The sequence below is a fragment of the Xanthomonas indica genome, assembly GCF_040529045.1.
GTDB lineage: Bacteria > Pseudomonadota > Gammaproteobacteria > Xanthomonadales > Xanthomonadaceae > Xanthomonas_A > Xanthomonas_A indica.
This window is the reverse complement of record NZ_CP131914.1, coordinates 1,987,391-2,006,393: the sequence shown is the minus strand read 5'-3', so window position 1 is coordinate 2,006,393 and position 19,003 is coordinate 1,987,391. Positions and strand designations below refer to the sequence as shown.

The window sequence follows — 19,003 nt, the reverse complement described above, 5'->3', positions numbered from 1 at the left end:
GCCTTCCAGCACCGCCCCTGGCGCTCGCGCCATCCGCTGTTCCTCCCAACCCGCAAGAGGCGATTCATGATCCAGCATCTACGCACCCTCGTGAGCTACGGTATCGGATTGAGCCTGGCCTGCGCCGGCGTGGTCCACGCGCAATCGGACGTCGGCGTCCTCGACGTGCTCACCTACAACGTCGCCGGCCTGCCGCAGGGCATTTCCAGCAGCAACCCGGCCGCCAACACGGCGCAGATCGCACCGAAGCTGGCGCCCTACGGCCTGATCAACGTGCAGGAAGATTTCAACTACCACGCCACGTTGTACGCAGGCGACAAGCACCCCTACCGCACGCCCACCAGCGGCGGCGCGGCGATCGGCGACGGCCTCAACACGCTGAGCAACTACCGCTTCGACGACTTCACCCGGGTCAAGTGGGACAAGTGCAACGGCACCGACTGCCTCACCCCCAAGGGCTTCAGCTACATGCGCGTGCGCCTGGACGACGGCGTGCTGCTGGACGTGTACAACGCGCATCCCAACGCCGGCACCGAGAGCGGCGACCTGGCCGCACGCCGCGCCAACATCAGCCAGCTCTCGCAGTTCATCCAGACCTGGTCGGCCGGCAACGCGGTGCTGGTGATGATGGATTCCAACACCCGCTACACCCGTGCCGACGACAACATCCGCACGCTGATCGCCGCCAACGGCCTGACCGATACCTGGGTGGAACTGGTCAAGGGCAGCGCCCCCGCCGCCGGTGCCCCACCGCTGCTGTGCGGCACCCCGCCGACCAACGACTGCGAGGTGGTGGACAAGATCCTGTACCGCGACGCGCCGCAGCTGACCCTGGTCGCCAACCGCTACAAGCTCGACGACGGCAACTTCTACGACAGCGACGGCAAGCCGCTGTCCGACCACTACCCGCTGGCCGCGCAGTTCGGCTGGGCAGTCGGCACCACCGTGCGCACCAGCGACCAGTTCGGCGGCCCGCATGGCACCCCGTTCAACGACATCGCCAAGGGCGCCGAGCAGCGCACCATCGCCAGCGTGACCCTGCGTGGTGCCGAGCGCCTGGACGGCATCGCGCTGGGCCTGGACAACGGCAGCACCCTGGCCCACGGCGGCAGCGGCGGCGATCCGGTCACGCTGCGTCTGGCTGCCAACGAGCGGCTGACCTCGGCCACGCTGAGCGTGGGCCAGTACAACGGCCACACCCGGCTGTTCTCGCTGAGCCTGCGCACCAACCAGGGCCGCAGCCTCAGCGCCGGCACGCCGACCACCGAGACCTACACGCTCACCGCGCCCAGCGGCTGGCACATCGCCGGCTTCACCGGCCGCGACGGCGACGAGATCGACAAGCTCGGCGTGGTGTACCGCAAGGATTGACGGACCCGCAGGCGCCATCGCGCCTGCGGCGCCGTGACGGCAACGGCGCGCGTGGCGACGCGCGCCGTTCGCTGTGCGCAAGCATCATGGCCTGACTGCGATCCATGGCCAATCGCACGCATCGATGTGCAGCGAATGGATGCATCGCATGCTGCCGCGGCGAGCGGAGCGCTCCACGCCAGCCGCGCGATGCGACGGCGGCGCGACCTGAGCCGCGCCATCGCACGTACCACCGCATCGCGCTTCGCAGCGACGCAGCCCGCAGGAACGGCGAAGACGCGACCGCCGAGGCGCGGCTTATTCGCTCGCCGCTTCCAACGCCTGCGCCAGGCGTTCCACCGCGATCACTTCCATGCCCTTGACCGTGCCGGTCTTGGGCGCATTGGCTTTGGGCACGATGGCGCGCTTGAAGCCGTGCGTGGCGGCCTCGCGCAGCCGGTCCTCGCCGTTGGGCACGGGACGGATCTCGCCCGACAGGCCGACCTCGCCGAAGGCGATGGTCTTCTCCGCCAGTGGCCGGTCGCGCAGCGACGACAGCACCGCCAGCAGCACCGGCAGATCGGCCGCGGTCTCCTGCACACGGATGCCGCCGACCACGTTGACGAACACGTCCTGGTCGCCGACCACGATGCCGCCATGGCGGTGCAGCACCGCCAGCAGCATCGCCAGCCGGTTCTGCTCCAGACCCACCGCCACGCGCCGCGGATTGGACAGCGGCGAGGCATCCACGAGCGCCTGCACTTCCACCATCAGCGGCCGCGTCCCCTCGCGGGTGACCATCACGCAACTGCCGGGCTGGTGCGCGCTACCGCCGGAGAGGAAGATCGCCGACGGATTGGAGACTTCCTTCAGCCCCTTCTCGCCCATCGCGAACACGCCCAGTTCGTTGACCGCGCCGAAGCGGTTCTTGAACGCGCGCAGCAGGCGGAAGCGGCTGCCGCTCTCGCCCTCGAAGTACAGCACCGCATCGACCATGTGCTCGAGCACGCGCGGGCCGGCGATGCCGCCTTCCTTGGTGACGTGGCCGACCAGGAACACCGCGGTGCCGGTCTCCTTGGCATAGCGCACCAGCCGCGCCGCGCTCTCGCGCACCTGGCTGACCGAACCGGGCGCGGCGGTCAGCGCCTCGGTCCACAGGGTCTGCACCGAGTCGGCGACGATCAGCTTGGGCCGCGCCGCGCTGGCGTGCTGCAGGATGTGCTCGATGCCGGTCTCGGCCAGCGCATTGAGCCCGTCCAGCGGCAGGTCCAGGCGCACCGCGCGCCCGGCGACCTGGCCCAGCGATTCCTCGCCGGTCACGTACAGCACCGGCAGGGTGCCGGCCATCTTCGCCAGCGCCTGCAGCAACAGCGTGGACTTGCCGATGCCGGGATCGCCGCCGATCAGCACCACCGCGCCTTCCACCAGGCCGCCACCGAGCACCCGGTCGAACTCGCCGATGCCGGTGGACACGCGCGCCTGGTCGCGATGCTCCACGTCCTTGAGCGCGGTGATCTTCGGCGTCTCGGCCTTGCCGGCCCAGCCGCTGCGGCGCGCCGCGGCCGGCGCCTTGGCCGTGGCCGCGCTCTCCAGCACGATCTCGCTCAGCGTGTTCCAGGCGCCGCATTCGGTGCACTGGCCCTGCCATTTGGTGTATTCGGCGCCGCACTCGCCGCAGACATAGGCCGTTTTCGCTTTCGCCATCTGCTTCTGGTCCGCTCAGACAATGCATCAGCATAGTGGCTGGCGGTCTCAGCGTCCGCGACGGAGGTGCGCCACGCTCGTCCAACGGCGTCGGCGAACCGAAAAACCACGCATTTTTGTAGGAGCGGCTTCAGCCGCGAACGGGCGTTACCGGTAATGCCCCGTCGCGGCTGAAGCCGCTCCTACGACAGACGCACCGTACGCCTCCTCAACGCAGCGGCGGCGATCGATCACTTGCCGCACAGCGCGACGCGGACGTAGCTCCCCGCCGCCCGGCATGACGACGCCGGGCGGGGGGACTTCGCCGCCTCAACGCGCCTTGTACAACTCGCTCAGGCGATCCGGGGTGCCGGCGATGCGCTCCAGGTGCGGATATTGCAGGCCGCCGTGGTAGGCGATGCGCAAGGTGTCGTAGCGGTCGCCGCGCTTGACCAGCAGTTCGATCGGGGCGCTGCCGCCCTTGGCCGCGGTGATCGCGTCCTTGAGCGCCTCGGCGCTGTACTCCTGACCACCGACCGCCACGACGCGGTTGCCGGCGATGAGGCCGGCGTTGAACGCCGGGCTGTCCCACAGCACGGACTGCACCTGGCCCTGCTGGTCCAGGCTCAGGCCCAGCGAATAGCTCAGGTCCAGGCTCTTGTTGCGCGCCTCGCTGGTCTTGTTGGCCGCGTTCGGCTGATCGGTATAGACCAGCTTCCAGCCGCTGGCCTCGATGCCGCCGACCAGCGAACCGTGCTCATCGAGACGGCTGCGCAGCAGGGTCGCCCAGTCGTACTTGGCGATGCCGTCGAGCGTGGCGACGATGTCGTCGAAGGTGTAGGGGTTCACGTCCCAGGCGCCGTCGTGCATGCCGAAGAACGCCTTGGCGAAATCGTCCAGCGAGCGCTTGCCGCCGCTGAGCTCGCGCAGCTTGGCGTTGACCTCCAGCCAGACCATCTGCCCGCCGGAATAGTAGTCCTCGCTCAGCTGGTAGCTGCGGTAGGCGCGCGGCCGGCGCATCGACATGGTCGGGTCGTTGGTGGTGTCCTGCAGCGCGCGCCAGGCCAGGCCGGGCCGGCCGCGCTGGTAGGTGGCGGCGACGTTGGCCAGCATGTCGCGGGCCTGGTCCTGGGTCCACAGCCCCGCGCGCGCGGCGATCACCTCGCCCCAGAACTGGGTCTGGCCCTCGTACAGCCACAGCAGGCTGTCGCCCATCGGCACGTTGAAGTTGGGCGTGGCCAGGTCGGCGCCGCGGCGGTACTTGCCGTTCCAGGAGTGGTTGAACTCGTGCGCGAGCAGGTCGCGCATCTCCCAGCTCTTGTCCCACTCGGTGAAATAGTCCAGCGGGCCGCTGTTCTCGCTGGAGCGGTGGTGCTCCAGGCCGATGCCGCCGAGCTTGTCGGTCAGCGCCAGCAGGAACTCGTAGTGGTCGAAGTGGCGCGCGCCGTACAGCTTGTCCATCTGCTGCACCAGGGCCACGTGCGCCTTGACCTGCTCGGGCTTGGCCTCCAGCGACTTGGGCTTGTCGGCGAACACGTTCAGCGCCACCGGCGCATTGCCCTTGTCATCCAGCACGATGCGCTTGTAGTACTTGCCGGCGAACATCGGCGAGTCGACCAGGTCGTCGAAATCGATCGGCTTGAAGGTCACCGTGTCGCCGGTCCGCGACGCGGTCTCCAGCGCCGTGGCGTAGTCCCAGCCGGCCGGCAGGGTCACACTGGCCTGCGCCTTGATGTTGCGCGCGTACACCCCGGCCGGATACAGCGCGGTGGTGTTCCACTGCAGGTTGAGCATCTCCGGGGTCATCATCACCCGGCCCTGGCCGTCGCCCTGCGAGGACAGGAACTGGTACTCGGCGACGATCTCGCTGACGCCGGCGGGCACGTCGATCTTGAACGCATAGACGTCGTACTGGTCCCGCGTCCACGGCAGCACCTTGCCGTTGGCCTTGATCACCAGCCCGGCCAGCTTGTCGATCGGGCCGGTCGGCGAATGGTTGCCGGGGATCCACTGCGGGTACAGCAGGGTCATCGGTCCCGGCGCGGCCGGGATGGTGGTGCGCACACGGAAGATGCGGTGCGCCAGATCGGTGGCGTCGACATCGATCTTCAGCGTGCCGGCGAACGGCACGTCGCGCGGCGGGGCGGTCTGCGCCGAGGCCTGGAACGCGACAGTGGCGGCCAGCAGCAACGGCGCCATCCAGGCGGTGGACTTTCTCATGGGGTCTCCAGGGGGGCGAACGACAGCGGACAGGCAAACCCCCATGCTATGCCCGCGCCGCCGCCACGTGCCATGCCATAGGTCATGCCCGCGGCGATCGCCGCGCCTGGCACCGCGCTCCACGAGACGCGAGCCCCGCACACGCAGCGGATCGCGCTTCAGTACCTGCGCACGGGAAAGCGCCCGGAGAACCCATCGAACACGGCACGCTCCACGTCGAGACGATGCCGAAACTCCGCCGAATCGGTCATTCCGAAGCCGAGCTCATCGGCCTGCCCCGCCGCGAGGCCGGCGAAGATGGCGTCGCAGAAGTCGTCCAGGTCCGCGCCATGGGCCATGCCAGGGCCTGCCAGGCCGGTGCGGACGGCGGGTGGGATGATTTCCACGACCCTGACCGGCGTCGCGGAGAGCGCGAAGCGGAGGTTGACCGTATAGCTGTGGAGCGCGGCCTTGCAGGCGCTGTAGACCGGGGCGAACGGCTGCGGAACGAAGGCACCGCCAGAGGAGACATTGGCGATGAGCGCAGGCTCGCCATGCTGCCGCAACAGCGGGACCAGCAGATGGTTCAGATGCACGACGGCAGCGAACAGGATGTCGATCTCGCGCTGGCATTCGGCCCAGGGCGCCTGGTCGTCGGCAAGCGCGACGCGTCGCTGGATGCCGGCGTTGTTGACGACCACGCGCAGCCCGGGATGCCGCACGTGCAGGTACTGCGCCAGCCGCTCGCGCTCTTCGGCCACCCCGATGTCGTTGACCAGGGTCTGCAGGCCGGGCGCGGCCTTGGCCGCACGGTCGAGCTTGTCGGCATGCCGGCCGGTGATCAGCACGTTTGCGCCTGCGGCCAGGAAGCGCCGCGCGAGGCCGAACCCGATGCCGTCGCTGCCGCCGGTCAGCAATACATCCACACCTGCAAACGTCGTTGCGGACATCGTCCTCGCCTCCATCGAATACGGGCCGCTCGGCAGGCATCGCCTGCCGGCCCATGGCCGCGCTCAAGTTGTCATGTCAACCCAGGAATACGCCCATCGGGTTGTCATGTCAACCAGCGGGGTCTATGGTGACGGCATGAAACACGCGCGACTTTCCACACGCGAGCTGGCGATCTGGCACGCCTTCAAGCAGATGGGCCAGACGGTGATGGCGGCCGTCGAAAAGGACCTGGCCGCCGGGGCCGGCCTGACCGGCAGCGACTTCGGCGTGCTGTCGCGGCTCGTGGATCTGGGCAAGGGCGAACTGCGCCAACAGGCGCTCGCCGATTCCATGGGATGGCACAAGAGTCGGCTGTCGCATCAGCTCACGCGCATGCAGGCGCGCGGCCTGGTCCGCCGCAACGGCAGCGAGCCGCGCGTGGTGACGGTCGCCATCACCGCCCTGGGCGAGGACAAGATCGCGGCGGCACGCTCGGTCCACGCCACCTCGGTCAGAACGAGACTGCTCGATCGCCTCAGCACGGAAGACGCGCAGACACTGCTGAAACTCGCCGCGACGCTCGGCGCAGACCAGCACTGACCTCGGCGCGCCGCGCCTCGTTTCCGCAGGGCGCACGGCGTCGATGCAGCCTCGCGTCGCCTTGGTATGCCGATCGCGGCTCCCGCAGGTGCCGGCCCGCCACGCCGATATCGGAGCGCTTGGGCTGCCCTTGCAGCGCTGCCGGGCTGCAGCCCGTAGAACGCAAAAGGCCGCCCGGAGGCGGCCTTCGCGACCCTGCGGCGGTGCCGCCCTCAATGCATCATGTTGACGTTGAGGTTGTGCATCACCCACAGCGAGCCGACCACCACGATGCCGATGATCAGCAGCGAGAACAGGCCCACGTGCACGTTGGAGCGCTGTTCGGCCGAACGGTCCATGTGCAGGAAGTAGATCAGGTGCACCAGCATCTGCACCGCGGCCAGCACCGCGATGACGATGACGGTGACGCCGCGCGGGAAGGCCCCGCTCATCACCATGCCGAACGGGATCACGGTCAGGATCACCGCCAGCACGAAGCCGACCAGGTAGGACTTCAGGCCGCCGCTATGGCCGTGCTCGGCGTGCGCGTCGGAGGACGAATGATGGTTGGCCATTACAGCGCTCCCAGCAGGTAGACGATGGTGAACACGCCGATCCAGATCACGTCCAGGAAGTGCCAGAACAGGCTCAGGCACGCCAGGCGGGTCATGTTGCGCGGGGTCAGGCCGTTCCTGGCGATCTGGATCACCAGCACCGTCATCCACAGCAGGCCCGAGGCCACGTGCAGACCGTGGGTGCCGACCAGGGTGAAGAAGGCCGACAGGAACGCGCTGCGGCCGGGGCCGGCGCCCTCTTCGATCAGGTGGTGGAACTCGTAGAGTTCCATGCCCAGGAAGCCCAGGCCCAGCGCCGCGGTGACCGCCAGCCAGCCGTACAGGCCGCCCATGCTGCGCTTGTTCGCCGAGATCATCGCCAGGCCGAAGCCCAGGCTGCTGAACAGCAGCAGGAAGGTTTCCACCAGCACGAACTTCAGATCGAACAGTTCCTTGGCGGTCGGGCCGTCCACCGTCGCACCGGCCAGCACCGCATAGGTGGCGAACAGGCCGGCGAAGATGAGGCAGTCGCTCATCAGGTAGACCCAGAACCCGAAGACGGTGTTGCCGCCCGCGTCGTGATGTTCGTGGTCGTGGTCGTGGCCGCCCGCGTGGGCGGCGTGGGGATCGAGCGTCGTGGAAGCCATGGTTCAGACCGCCTTTGCGGCGTTGGCCGCGTGTTGCTGTTCCAGCAGGGCGAAGCGCGCGTTCTCGATGCGCTCCACTTCCTCCGCCGGGACCCAGTAATCGATGTCGTCATCGAAGGTGCGCGCGATGAAGCTGCCGATCATGCCGACCAGGCCGATCACCGCCATCCACCAGATGTGCCAGGTCAGCGCAAAGCCCATGACGATGCTGAACGCGCCGATCCAGAAGCCCGCCGCCGTGTTGCGCGGCATGTGGATCGGTTCGTACTTGGCCGGGCGCGTCCAGCCCTTGCCCTTGAGCTTGTCTTCCCAGAACTGGTCGCGGTCGTCGATGTGCGGCAGCACCGCGAAGTTGTAGAACGGCGGCGGCGAGGAGGTCGCCCACTCCAGGGTCCGGCCGTCCCACGGGTCGCCGGTCAGGTCCAGGTTGTCCTTGCGCTTCCAGATGCTGTAGCCGATCTGCACCAGGTTCAGGAAGATGCCGGTGCCGATGATCGCCGCACCCGCCGCGGCCACCATCAGCCACGGCGCCCACTCCGGATGGTTGTAGCTGTTCATGCGCCGGGTCATGCCCATGAAGCCGAGCACGTACAGCGGCATGAAGGCGATGAAGAAGCCGATGATCCAGCACCAGAACGAGGCCTTGCCCAGCTTCTCGTTGAGCTTGAAGCCGAACGCCTTCGGGAACCAGTAGGTCAGGCCCGCCAGGTAGCCGAACACCACGCCGCCGATGATCACGTTATGGAAGTGCGCGATCAGGAACAGGCTGTTGTGCAGCACGAAGTCCACCGCCGGGATCGCCAGCATCACGCCGGTCATGCCGCCGATGACGAAGGTGATGATGAAGCCGATGGTCCACAGCACCGGTGCGGTCATGTGCACGCGGCCGCGGAACATGGTGAACAGCCAGTTGAAGATCTTCACGCCGGTGGGGATCGAGATGATCATCGTCGTGATGCCGAAGAAGGCATTGACGTTGGCGCCCGAGCCCATGGTGAAGAAGTGGTGCAGCCACACGATGAACGACAGCACGCCGATGCACGAGGTCGCGTACACCATCGAGGTGTAGCCGAACAGGCGCTTGCGGCTGAAGGTGGCGATCAGCTCGGAGAAGATGCCGAACGCCGGCAGGATCAGGATGTAGACCTCCGGGTGGCCCCAGATCCAGATCAGGTTGACGTACATCATGGCGTTGCCGCCACCGTCATTAGTGAAGAAGTGCGTGCCCAGGTAGCGGTCCGCACCCAGCAGCGCCAGCGCCACGGTCAGGATCGGGAACGCGGCGATGATCAGGATGTTGGTGATCAGCGCGGTCCAGGTGAAGATCGGCATGCGCATCAGGGTCATGCCCGGCGCGCGCATGCGCATGATCGTCACGAAGAAGTTGATGCCTGTGAGCAATGTGCCCAGGCCCGAGATCTGCAACGCCCAGATGTAGTAGTCGACACCGACGCCTGGACTGTATTCCAGCCCGGACAGCGGCGGGTACGCCAGCCAGCCGGTCTGCGCGAACTCGCCCACGCCCAGGGAGATGTTGACCAGCGCCGCGCCGGCCACGAACAGCCAGAAGCTCAGCGAGTTCAGGAACGGGAACGCCACGTCGCGCGCGCCGATCTGCAGCGGCACGATCAGGTTCAGCAGGCCGGTCATGAACGGCATGGCCATGAAGAAGATCATGATCACGCCGTGCGCGGTGAAGATCTGATCGTAGTGGTGCGGCGGGAAGATGCCTTCGTTGCCGCCGTGCGCGATCGCCTGCTGGGTGCGCATCATCGCCGCGTCGGCGAAGCCGCGCAGCAGCATGACCAGCGCCACCACGATGTACATGACACCGATGCGCTTATGGTCGACCGAGGTGAACCACTCCTTCCAGAGATAGCCCCACAGCTTGTACTTGGTGACCGCGGCCACCACCAGCAGGCCGAGCAGGCCGGCGCCGCCGAGGGCCGCCATGATGATCGGCTCGTGGTAAGGAACCGCCTCGAGCGTGAGTTTGCCTAGCATCACTTGTCTCCAGAAGTGCACATGGCGACCGGCTCAGCAGCCGATGCCGGATGAGCGTCGTGGCCTTCCATCTTGTGGCCCTTGCCCATCATGTATTTGTCGATCAACGACTTGAACAGGCCGTCCTGCACCGAGGCGTAGTACGTCACCGGGTAGGCGGCCTTGTCGTTGCGGTTGGCCGCCAGCACCTGGAACTCGGCCTGGTTCAGCGTCTTCTGCGACGCCTTGACCTTGGCCACCCACGCGTCGAAGCCGGCGCGGTCGGTGGCGTGCGCGGCGAAGCCCATCTTCGAGAAGCCGTGGCCGCTGTAGTTCGCCGACAGGCCGAACATCTCGCCCGGCTCGTTGGCGATCAGGTGCAGCTTGGTCTCCATGCCGGCCATCGCGTAGATCTGCGTGCCCAGGTGCGGGATGAAGAACGAGTTCATCACCGTGTCGGAGGTGATCTTGAAGTTCAGCGGCGTGTCGACCGGGAACGCGATCTCGTTGACCGTGGCGATGCCCTGCTCCGGATAGATGAACATCCACTTCCAGTCCAGCGCCACCGCCTCGATGGTGATCGGCTTGACGTCCGACTCCAGCGGCTTGTATGGATCCAGCGCATGCGAGGAGCGCCAGGTCAGCACCGCCAGGACCAGGATGATCATGCACGGGATCGACCACACCACCACCTCGATCGCGGTGGAGTGCGACCAGTTCGGCTCGTAGCGCGCCTTGGTGTTGGATGCGCGGTAGCGCCAGGCGAAGGCCAGGGTCATGACGATGACCGGGATCACCACCAGCAGCATCAGCACCACCGAGGTGATCAGCAGCGTCTTCTCGTCGTGGCCGATCTGACCCTTGGGGTTGAGGATGGCCGAGTTGCAGCCAGCCAGCAGCAGCGCGGCCAGCAGCAACAGACCGGAGCGCAGCGAGCGCCGGAGTTGTTTCAACGGAATCATCGAACGATCCAATTGCGTAGGGGATGCGAACCGCGCGGGAGCGGGAGGCGGGGCGCCGCACAAGGGCTGTCCCGCATCCGCCGCGGCATCCGGGCCGGCATGCGCGATCAACGACGCATTTTATGCTGCCGTGCGGCAACTCCGGAAGTCATTGACAAGCCCAGGCGGGCGCCAGGCCGCGTTTTTATGTGCGACACATTGCCGCACCCGGCTGCGACACGGCGTCGCAGGTTGCCGTGCGCACGGACCTGCGTCGCAGAAAGCGGCCTCGCAGAAACCAGGAAGGCAGCCTTGCGGCTGCCTTCTGGGTGCAACTGGTGCCGGAAACAGGAGTCGAACCTGCGACCTACGCATTACGAATGCGCCGCTCTACCGACTGAGCTATTCCGGCGGAACTGGCAATTCTAGGCGTCGGCCCAGGCCGGGGTCAATCGCTGCCCGGGCCTTCGCGCGCGCGCCGCAATCGATGGGTTACCCTCCCGCCCCGTCGTCCGCATCCCCCGCACATCGTGAAGTTGTTCGCCTGGTTCTGGCTCGCGTTCCTGCTGTTCTTCGCCCTGCCCTTCCCCTGCATCCTCTACTTCGGCAGCGACTGGCCACGCGTGCTGGCCCAGCCCAGTTCGCCCGCATGGGCGCTGACCCTGCTGGCGCTGTCGCTGGGCCTGTGGCTGCACCTGCTCTACGCCTACCTGGACACGCTGCTGCTGATGCCGGGACGCGCCCTGCAACGCGTGCGCCACCTCCTCGCCCACGGCGTGCGCCGCGAGGCGTTGATCGAACGCGCCGCACCGACCGGCGTCGAGGTCAAGGGCTGGCCGCAGCTGTCCCTGACCCTGGCCTTCGATAACCTGTCCGGCACCCCCATCCGCGACACCCTTGTGATCGTGGACCGCAAGCCGGCGCAACGCCGCTTCGAGAGCGGCCGGACCGTGCCGCTGCGGCTGAGCACCACGCCGGGATCCACCCCGAACCTGGTGCTGGAAGACGCCGAGCCGGCCCTGGACCGCACGAGCCTGTGGCGCCGCGCGGCCGGCGCCGTGCTGCTGGTGGTCCTGGTCGGTGCGGCCTACGTCGTGGCCTGGCGCTTGCAGAACCGCGGGCTGGGCTGGACCTTCCTGACCTTCAACCACCCGCTGCTGATGTGCGCGCTGGTGCTCAACGGCTACCTGCTGGCGCTGCGCGTGATCCTGCGCGTGATCCGCAACAACGCCACCGACGAGACCCTGACATACCGCGGCCTGCGCGCCCGTGCACGGGTGCTGGACGTGCGCCAGACCGGCACCACCCTCAACGAGCAGCCGCAGGTGGAGTTCCGCGTGGCGTTCGAGGACGCGTCGGGCACTCCACACGAAGCGACGATGCGACGGTTCGTGTCGCTGCTCGATGTCGGGCGGCTTCCGCGCGAGACGGTGTCGGTGCTGTACGACCCGCAGCACCCCGCCCGCGCCGACCTGGAGCTGCCATGAAGACGCCGTCCACCCCACTGGTCTTCGCCTGCGTGGTCCTGCTGCTCGGCGGCCTGGCCTTCGCCGGCGGCGCCTGGGACACCATCCGCGTCACCCTGCAGGCAGCGCCCCCGCAGGCGACGGACCCGGCGGCCGCCCTGCAGGCCACCTCCACGCCACAGTCGCTGGCGGTGACCCCGTCCGCCCCGCCTGCTGCCGAACCGGCGCCGCCGGCATCGCGCGGCAACCTGCTGTTCGACCCGGAGCGGCTGCGCGCGGCGCGGCAGGCGCTGGCGGACCTGCCCGACCTGCAGGGCCACGACCTTCGCGTGTTCCATGCCGTGCATTTCTACGACGGTCGGATCGGACTCCAGTTGCTGGACCCCGCACGGCCGGGCCACGTGGACGACTACAGCTTCCACGACGAGGCCTGGCACAAGGGCGCGCCGGTGGATCCACGCATGTTCGGCCCGTTCCTCAAGCCGGCCACCGACACCGCCGCCTTGCAGGACATCGATTTCGAAGGTGCCTATCGGGTGGCCACGGCCCTGAAGGAACAGGGCGAGGCGCTGCAGGCCGAGCCGGAGAAGGTGGATCACGTGTACGTACTGATCGGCCGGCGCGGCCGCTTGCGCTGGATGCCCGATGGCGTGGAAGGCGATCGCGTCACCATGGGCATCCTGTTCGATGCGCAGGGGCGGCCGCGGGGCATGCAGCGCCAGTGAGCGTTGGTGGCCGCGGCGCGGCCAGGCGCCGGAGGCCCAGACGTGCGATGCCGGCACCGCTGCCAGGACGCCTCACGCTCATGTGAGGCGCTTCGGGGCGCCGCCAACCCCCTGTTGGCGCGCGCATCGCGCCCGTCCCGGCTATCTCGTAGGAGCGGCTCTTGTCCCCTTTTCGGGATCAGCCGCGACGGGCGTTCCCGATAAGGCCCGTCGCGGCTGAAGCCGCTCCTACGAGAAAACCTGCATCCGGCTCGATTGCGGTGAAAGCGGGTTGGTCTCAGTGCCCATCAGCAGCGCCGGGCGCGACGCAATGGCAGTCGCGGCTGAAGCCGCTCCTACGCTCGCCACGACGGGCGCCTCTCCAGTGCAGAAACGCGTGACCGGACGCGTCCGTCAGTCGACCAGGCGCAGCCGCAGTTCCTTGGGCAGGGCGAACACCATCGATTCCGGTTCGCCCGCCAGTTCGGACACGCCGTCGGCGCCGAGTTCGCGCAGCCGCGCGATCACCCCGTCCACCAGCACCTGCGGCGCCGAGGCACCGGCGGTCAGGCCGACCCGGCGCTTGCCGGCGATCCAGGCCGGGTCGATCTCGTCGGCGCCGTCGATCAGGTAGGACTCCACCCCGTCGCGCCGGGCCAGCTCGCTCAGCCGGTTGGAATTGGAGCTGTTCGGCGAGCCGACCACCAGCACCAGGTCGCACTCCCTGGCCAGGTCGCGCACCGCGTCCTGGCGGTTCTGGGTGGCGTAGCAGATGTCGTCGTTCTTCGGGCCCTGCATCGCCGGGTAGCGCGCGCGCAGCGCCTCGATGATGCCGCGGGTATCGTCCACCGACAGCGTGGTCTGGGTGGTGTAGGCCAGGTTCTCCGGCTGCTTCACGTCCAGCGTGGCGACCTGCTCGATGTCCTCGACCAGGTAGATGCGGCCGGTGCCGCATTCGCGGTCCCACTGCCCCATCGTGCCTTCCACCTCCGGGTGGCCGGCGTGGCCGATCAGCACCACGTCGCGGCCGGCGCGGCAATGCCGGGCCACCTCGAAATGCACCTTGGTGACCAGCGGGCAGGTCGCGTCGAACACCTTCAACCCGCGCCGCTCGGCTTCCTGGCGCACGGCCTGGGCCACGCCGTGGGCGCTGAAGATCACCGTACTGCCGTCGGGCACTTCGTCCAGTTCCTCGACGAAGATCGCGCCGCGCTGCTTGAGGTCGTCGACCACGAAGCGGTTGTGCACCACCTCGTGGCGCACGTAGATCGGCGCACCCAGGGTTTCGATGGCGCGCTTGACGATCTCGATCGCGCGATCGACGCCGGCGCAGAAGCCGCGGGGGTTGGCGAGCAGGACATCCATTAGCTAGATCCGCCGGCCGCAGGGGACCAGGCGCTTCGACAGGGAGAGTGGCACCGATTATCCCGCTTTTCGCTTCGCCTTGCCGTCGAACACGCCGAACAGGGCGATGCCGATGGCGCCGGCGACGATCGCCGAGTCGGCGATGTTGAACGAGGGCCAGTAGTGCTCGCCAACGTACCACTGGATGAAATCGACCACGTGGCCGTGCATCAGCCGGTCGATCACGTTGCCGATCGCCCCGCCGATCACCAGCGCGTACGGCAGCGCGCTGCGCCACTCGCCGCGCGGGGTGCGCGCCAGCCACCAGGCCAGCAGGGCGCTGATGCCCACCGCCAGCGCGGTGAAGAACCAGAGCTGCCAGCCGCCGGCCTGGCTCAGGAAACTGAACGCGGCGCCGGTGTTGTAGGTCCGGTACCAGTTCCAGAAGCCGGGAATCACCGGCACCGCGGTGAACTCGGGCAGGCTGGACAGCACCCAGGCCTTGCTCCACTGGTCCAGGCCGATCACCACGGCCGACAGCAGCAGCCAGATCAGGGCGGAGGGGTTGGGTCGTGCGGTCATGCGGGAAGTCCGCCTTGGGCGAATGAGGAAAAAAAGGACGGTCGGCGCCGCGGCGACGGCGCCGCCGAGTGCCCCGGCGACGCGCACACCGCATGGCCGGGGAGGGAACTCAGAACCAGCGGCGCTCCTCGCCCGGTCCTTCGATGTTGCTGACGCAACGGCCGCACAGTTCCGGGTGCGCCGGGTCGGCGCCGACGTCGGCGCGGTAGTGCCAGCAACGCACGCACTTGGGCTTCTCGGTGGCCTGGGCGCTGACGAAGATCTCGTCGGTCGTGGCCTCGCGCACCACCACGTCGCCGCTGATGAACAGGAAGCGCAGTTCTTCCTGCAGCGGCTGCAGCTTCGCCGCGGTGGCGGCGTCGGCGGCGACGGTGATCTCCGCCTCCAACGCCGCGCCGATCACGCCATTGCCACGCATCGGCTCCAGCACCTTGGCCACCTGCTCGCGCAGCGCCAGCAACTGCTCGAAGTCGGCCGCGCTCAGCGGCGCGTCTTCCGGCAACGGCGCCAGGCCCTCGTACCAGGTCGCGAACAACACATTGCCCAGGTGCGCGCCCGGCAGGTAGCCCCACAGCTCGTCGGCGGTGAAGCTCAGGATCGGCGCGATCCAGCGCACGAAGGCCTCGGCCACATGGAACATCGCGGTCTGCGCCGAGCGCCGGCCGTGCGAGTCCTCGGCCATCGTGTACAGCCGGTCCTTGGTCACGTCCAGGTACAGCGAGCCCAGGTCCACGCTGCAGAAGTTGAGCAGCGCCTGCACGATCGCGGCGAAGTCGTAGCGCGCATAGGCGGCCTTGATCTGCTCCTGCACCTCGTAGGCGCGGTGCACGATCCAGCGGTCCAGCGCCACCAGCTCCGGCAGCGGCCGCAGGTGCATGGCCGGGTTGAAGCCGTGCAGGTTGCCGAGCAGGAAGCGCGCGGTGTTGCGCAGGCGCCGGTAGGCGTCGGCGTTGCGCTTGAGGATCTCCTGCGACAGCGACATCTCGTTGCTGTAGTCGGCCGAGGCGATCCACAGGCGCAGGATGTCCGCGCCCAGCGTCTTCATGATGTCCTGCGGCTCGATGCCGTTGCCCAGCGACTTGGACATCTTGCGGCCGTGCTCGTCCACGGTGAAACCGTGGGTCAGGCACTGCCGGTACGGCGCGGCGCGGTCCAGCGCCACGCCGGTCAGCAGCGAGGACTGGAACCAGCCGCGGTGCTGGTCGGAGCCTTCCAGGTACAGGTCGGCCGGCTTGGGCAGGCCGCGTTCGGTCAGCACCGCCTCGTGGGTGACGCCGGAATCGAACCAGACGTCGAGGATGTCGGTGATCTTCTCGTAGTCGGCCGCCTCGTCGCCGAGCAGCTCGGCAGCGTCGAGCGCGTACCACACGTCCACCCCGCCCTCCTCGACCCGGTCGGCGACCTGGCGCATCAGCTCGGTGCTGCGCGGATGCGGCTCGCCGGTCTCGCGGTGCACGAACAGCGCGATCGGCACGCCCCAGGTGCGCTGGCGCGAGATCGTCCAGTCCGGGCGCCCGGCGACCATGCCGGCGATGCGCGCCTGGCCCCAGGACGGGTACCAGTGCACGCCCTCGATGGCCTGCAGCGCCTCGGCACGCAGGTTGGCCTGCTCCATCGAGATGAACCACTGCGGGGTGGCGCGGAACGCGATCGGGGTCTTGTGCCGCCAGCAGTGCGGGTAGCTGTGGACCATGCTGGCGCGCGCCAGCAGCAGCCCGCGTGCGGCCAGCAGGTCGGCGATGACGTCGTTGGCCTTCCAGATGTGCAGCCCGGCCAGCTCCGTGCCATCGACCGCGGGGGTCGAGGGCAGGTACACGCCGCGCGCATCCACCGGGTTGATCTGCGCGGCGCCGTAGCGCTCCAGCAGCCCGTACGGCTTGACCGCCACGTAGTCCTCCTGGCCGTGGCCGGGCGCGGTGTGCACTGCGCCGGTGCCGTCGGTGTCGGACACGTGGGTGCCGAGGATCACCGGCACGTCGCGCTCGCCGTAGAAGGGATGCGCCAGCACCTGGTGTTCCAGCGCCGCGCCGGCGACGCGGCCGTGCACCACCACCTCATCGACGCCGTAGCGCTGCAGCGCGCGCTCGGCCAGCGCATCGGCCAGCACCAGCCAGCGGCGGCGGCCGTCGCGGGCCGGGCCTTCGACCAGCGCATAGACCAGCTCCGGCCCCAGCGACACCGCCAGCGAGGCCGGCAGCGTCCACGGCGTGGTGGTCCAGATCGGCACGGCCACTTCGGCACCGTCCGGCAGGGTCGCGCCGAACGCGGCGGCCAGCGCCGCGCCGTCGCGGGCCGTGTAGGCCACGTCCACCGTCGGCGACTGCTTGTCGGCGTACTCGATCTCGGCCTCGGCCAGTGCCGACCCGCAGTCGAAGCACCAGTGCACCGGCTTCACGCCGCGGGTCAGGTGACCGTTGTCGACGATCCTGGCCAGCGCGCGGATCTCGTTGGCCTCGAAATGGAAGTCCAGCGTGCGGTAGGGGTTGTCCCAGTCGCCGATCACGCCCAGGCGCTTGAAGTCGCGGCGCTGGATGTCGATCTGCTCGTTGGCGTATTCGCGGCACTTCTGCCGGAACTGCTCCGCATCCAGCTTGACCCCGACCTTGCCGAACTTCTTCTCGATCGCGATCTCGATCGGCAGGCCATGGCAGTCCCAGCCCGGGATGTACGGCGCATCGAAGCCGGACAGGTACTTGGACTTGACGATGATGTCCTTGAGGATCTTGTTGACCGCATGCCCGAGGTGGATCGCGCCGTTGGCGTAGGGCGGGCCGTCGTGCAGCACGAACAGCGGCCGGCCCTGGGCGTTGTCGCGCAGCCGCGTGTACAGACCCTCGTTCTCCCAGCGCGCCAGGATGTCCGGCTCGCGCTTGGGCAGGTCGCCGCGCATCGGGAACTCGGTCGCCGGCAGGTGGAGGGTGGCTTTGTAGTCCTGGGTCACGGGCAGTTACCGGTCGGTGGTCTTCAGGGGGAGGTCCGCGCGCGGGGCGGTGGACACGGGCGGCAGGCCCGTGGCGGCCGGCGCGGCGAGCAGTTGCCGCGCCAGCGCGGCGTCGCGGTGCATCTGCGCGGTCAGCGCCGGCAGATCGGCGAAGGTTTCCTCGTCGCGCAGCTTGGCGACGAACTCCACCTCGATGTGGCGACCGTACAGGTCGCCCTGGAAATCGAACAGGTGCGCTTCCAGCAGCGGCTCCACGCCCTGCACGGTCGGGCGGGTGCCGAAACTGGACACCGACGGCCATGGCTGCGCCGCCACCCCGTGCACCCAGGTGGCGTAGATGCCGGACAGCGCCGGAGTCCGCGCGAAGCGCAGGTTGGCGGTGGGATAGCCGAGCGTGCGCCCGAGTTGCTTGCCGCGCACCACGCGGCCGCCGATCGCGTACGGGCGGCCGAGCAGCTCGGCGGCATGGACGAACTCCCCCGCCACCAGCAACTCGCGGATGCGGGTGCTGGAGATGCGCTCCTCGCGCAGGTGCACCGGCGCGATCTCGTCGGCGGCGAAGCCGTGCTGGGCGCCCAGCGCGCGCAGCAGCGCGATGTCGCCGCCGCGCTTGTGGCCGAAGCGGAACGCCGGGCCGATCCAGACCTCGCGCGCACGCAGGCGCTCGACCAGCACGCGCTGCACGAAGTCCTCGGCGCTCATCGACGCCATGCGTCGGTCGAAGCGCAGCAGGCCGACGCTGTCGATGCCGAGCCGGTGCAGGCCCTGCACCTTGGCCCGGGCCAGGGTCAGCCGCGGCGGCGGCGCGGCCGGGGCGAAGAACTCGCGCGGCAGCGGCTCGAAGCTCAGCGCCACCGCCGGCACGCCCGCCCCGCGCGCGCGCGCGATCGCCTGCCGCACCAGCGCGCGGTGGCCCAGGTGCAGGCCATCGAAGGCGCCGATGCAGACCACGCTTCCCTGCGGGAACAGCGTCCCGCCCTCGACGTCTCTAAACAGCCTGCTCATTCCTCGGTCCGAAGCGCCGGCGCAGGAGGCGCCGGTCGATGATGCGTAACCGTCGAGTATAGCGGCTGGGGCAAGGCCCCGGGCGCAGCGCCCCG

At 68.6% G+C, this 19,003-nt stretch carries 15 protein-coding genes and 1 tRNA gene; 4 read left to right on the top strand and 12 right to left on the bottom strand.

Annotated elements, in window-relative coordinates:
* The first annotated feature begins 66 nt into the window (after positions 1 to 66).
* On the top strand, positions 67 to 1,371 hold the full coding sequence (locus Q7W82_RS08795; RefSeq protein ID WP_242156494.1) for a jacalin-like lectin: 1,305 nt from the start codon (positions 67 to 69) through the stop codon (positions 1,369 to 1,371).
* A 297-nt stretch (positions 1,372 to 1,668) separates the two neighbouring features.
* Here the strand turns inward: Q7W82_RS08795 and radA are convergent, their stop codons facing one another.
* From radA to Q7W82_RS08780, 3 genes are all read right to left on the bottom strand, one after another.
* Complete coding sequence (radA, locus tag Q7W82_RS08790; protein ID WP_242082206.1) at positions 1,669 to 3,054, bottom strand: DNA repair protein RadA; 1,386 nt, start codon at positions 3,052 to 3,054, stop codon at positions 1,669 to 1,671.
* Positions 3,055 to 3,363: 309 nt separating this feature from the next.
* Entirely contained in the window at positions 3,364 to 5,253 is a 1,890-nt protein-coding gene (locus tag Q7W82_RS08785) for a tetratricopeptide repeat protein (protein WP_242156493.1), read from the bottom strand.
* Between the two features lie 158 nt (positions 5,254 to 5,411).
* Positions 5,412 to 6,158 carry an SDR family NAD(P)-dependent oxidoreductase gene (locus tag Q7W82_RS08780; protein ID WP_242156492.1) on the bottom strand — a complete coding sequence of 249 codons (747 nt, stop codon included), beginning with the start codon at positions 6,156 to 6,158 and terminating at the stop codon, positions 5,412 to 5,414.
* Here Q7W82_RS08780 and Q7W82_RS08775 point away from each other — a divergent pair.
* On the top strand, positions 6,124 to 6,762 hold the full coding sequence (locus Q7W82_RS08775; RefSeq protein WP_242156491.1) for a MarR family winged helix-turn-helix transcriptional regulator: 639 nt from the start codon (positions 6,124 to 6,126) through the stop codon (positions 6,760 to 6,762). The two genes, Q7W82_RS08780 and Q7W82_RS08775, sit on opposite strands and share 35 nt — an antisense overlap.
* Before the next feature lie 212 nt (positions 6,763 to 6,974).
* Here Q7W82_RS08775 and cyoD read toward each other — a convergent pair whose 3' ends face one another.
* The 5 genes from cyoD to Q7W82_RS08750 all read right to left on the bottom strand — a co-directional run bounded on the left by cyoD (position 6,975) and on the right by Q7W82_RS08750 (position 11,278).
* The gene (gene cyoD / locus Q7W82_RS08770) at positions 6,975 to 7,316 is read right to left on the bottom strand and encodes a cytochrome o ubiquinol oxidase subunit IV (protein WP_242156490.1); all 342 of its coding nucleotides are present in this window, start codon (positions 7,314 to 7,316) and stop codon (positions 6,975 to 6,977) included.
* Positions 7,316 to 7,942, bottom strand: coding sequence for a cytochrome o ubiquinol oxidase subunit III (gene cyoC / locus Q7W82_RS08765; RefSeq protein ID WP_242156489.1), 627 nt, complete (start codon positions 7,940 to 7,942; stop codon positions 7,316 to 7,318). Before cyoC ends, cyoD begins: the two co-directional genes overlap by 1 nt.
* Before the next feature lie 3 nt (positions 7,943 to 7,945).
* Positions 7,946 to 9,946: a cytochrome o ubiquinol oxidase subunit I gene (gene cyoB / locus Q7W82_RS08760; RefSeq protein WP_160947650.1), complete on the bottom strand. Its 2,001-nt coding sequence runs from the start codon at positions 9,944 to 9,946 to the stop codon at positions 7,946 to 7,948.
* The gene (cyoA, locus tag Q7W82_RS08755; RefSeq protein ID WP_242082211.1) at positions 9,946 to 10,887 is read right to left on the bottom strand and encodes a ubiquinol oxidase subunit II; all 942 of its coding nucleotides are present in this window, start codon (positions 10,885 to 10,887) and stop codon (positions 9,946 to 9,948) included. Before cyoA ends, cyoB begins: the two co-directional genes overlap by 1 nt.
* Before the next feature lie 315 nt (positions 10,888 to 11,202).
* Positions 11,203 to 11,278, bottom strand: a tRNA-Thr gene (locus tag Q7W82_RS08750).
* A 118-nt stretch (positions 11,279 to 11,396) separates the two neighbouring features.
* On the opposite strand from Q7W82_RS08750, the gene Q7W82_RS08745 reads away from it, so the two are divergent.
* Positions 11,397 to 12,353: a hypothetical protein gene (locus tag Q7W82_RS08745; RefSeq protein WP_242156487.1), complete on the top strand. Its 957-nt coding sequence runs from the start codon at positions 11,397 to 11,399 to the stop codon at positions 12,351 to 12,353.
* Positions 12,350 to 13,057, top strand: a complete 708-nt coding sequence (locus tag Q7W82_RS08740; protein WP_160947647.1) for a hypothetical protein — start codon at positions 12,350 to 12,352, stop codon at positions 13,055 to 13,057. Before Q7W82_RS08745 ends, Q7W82_RS08740 begins: the two co-directional genes overlap by 4 nt.
* Before the next feature lie 393 nt (positions 13,058 to 13,450).
* On the opposite strand, the gene ispH is transcribed toward Q7W82_RS08740, so the two are convergent.
* The 4 genes from ispH to Q7W82_RS08720 form a co-directional block, all read right to left on the bottom strand.
* Entirely contained in the window at positions 13,451 to 14,401 is a 951-nt protein-coding gene (ispH, locus tag Q7W82_RS08735; protein WP_242156486.1) for a 4-hydroxy-3-methylbut-2-enyl diphosphate reductase, read from the bottom strand.
* Between the two features lie 57 nt (positions 14,402 to 14,458).
* A complete protein-coding gene (gene lspA, locus Q7W82_RS08730) occupies positions 14,459 to 14,962 on the bottom strand; it encodes a signal peptidase II (protein WP_160964381.1) in 504 nt (167 codons plus the stop codon).
* A 109-nt stretch (positions 14,963 to 15,071) separates the two neighbouring features.
* Positions 15,072 to 17,903 (bottom strand): isoleucine--tRNA ligase, encoded by a 2,832-nt coding sequence (gene ileS / locus Q7W82_RS08725; protein ID WP_242156485.1) that lies wholly within the window; start codon positions 17,901 to 17,903, stop codon positions 15,072 to 15,074.
* A gap of 6 nt (positions 17,904 to 17,909) precedes the next feature.
* Complete coding sequence (locus Q7W82_RS08720; protein ID WP_242156484.1) at positions 17,910 to 18,908, bottom strand: bifunctional riboflavin kinase/FAD synthetase; 999 nt, start codon at positions 18,906 to 18,908, stop codon at positions 17,910 to 17,912.
* Between the last annotated feature and the right edge of the window lie 95 nt (positions 18,909 to 19,003).

Excerpts from the sequence above, each read along its gene's own strand:
- cyoB (WP_160947650.1), bottom strand. The coding sequence starts at position 9,946 with ATGCTAGGCAAACTCACGCTCGAGGCGGTTCCTTACCACGAGCCGATC.
- cyoC (WP_242156489.1), bottom strand. The coding sequence starts at position 7,942 with ATGGCTTCCACGACGCTCGATCCCCACGCCGCCCACGCGGGCGGCCAC.
- Q7W82_RS08795 (WP_242156494.1), top strand. The coding sequence starts at position 67 with ATGATCCAGCATCTACGCACCCTCGTGAGCTACGGTATCGGATTGAGC.
- Q7W82_RS08740 (WP_160947647.1), top strand. The coding sequence starts at position 12,350 with ATGAAGACGCCGTCCACCCCACTGGTCTTCGCCTGCGTGGTCCTGCTG.
- radA (WP_242082206.1), bottom strand. The coding sequence starts at position 3,054 with ATGGCGAAAGCGAAAACGGCCTATGTCTGCGGCGAGTGCGGCGCCGAA.
- Q7W82_RS08720 (WP_242156484.1), bottom strand. The coding sequence starts at position 18,908 with ATGAGCAGGCTGTTTAGAGACGTCGAGGGCGGGACGCTGTTCCCGCAG.
- cyoA (WP_242082211.1), bottom strand. The coding sequence starts at position 10,887 with ATGATTCCGTTGAAACAACTCCGGCGCTCGCTGCGCTCCGGTCTGTTG.
- lspA (WP_160964381.1), bottom strand. The coding sequence starts at position 14,962 with ATGACCGCACGACCCAACCCCTCCGCCCTGATCTGGCTGCTGCTGTCG.
- Q7W82_RS08775 (WP_242156491.1), top strand. The coding sequence starts at position 6,124 with ATGCCGTCGCTGCCGCCGGTCAGCAATACATCCACACCTGCAAACGTC.
- Q7W82_RS08785 (WP_242156493.1), bottom strand. The coding sequence starts at position 5,253 with ATGAGAAAGTCCACCGCCTGGATGGCGCCGTTGCTGCTGGCCGCCACT.
- cyoD (WP_242156490.1), bottom strand. The coding sequence starts at position 7,316 with ATGGCCAACCATCATTCGTCCTCCGACGCGCACGCCGAGCACGGCCAT.
- ispH (WP_242156486.1), bottom strand. The coding sequence starts at position 14,401 with ATGGATGTCCTGCTCGCCAACCCCCGCGGCTTCTGCGCCGGCGTCGAT.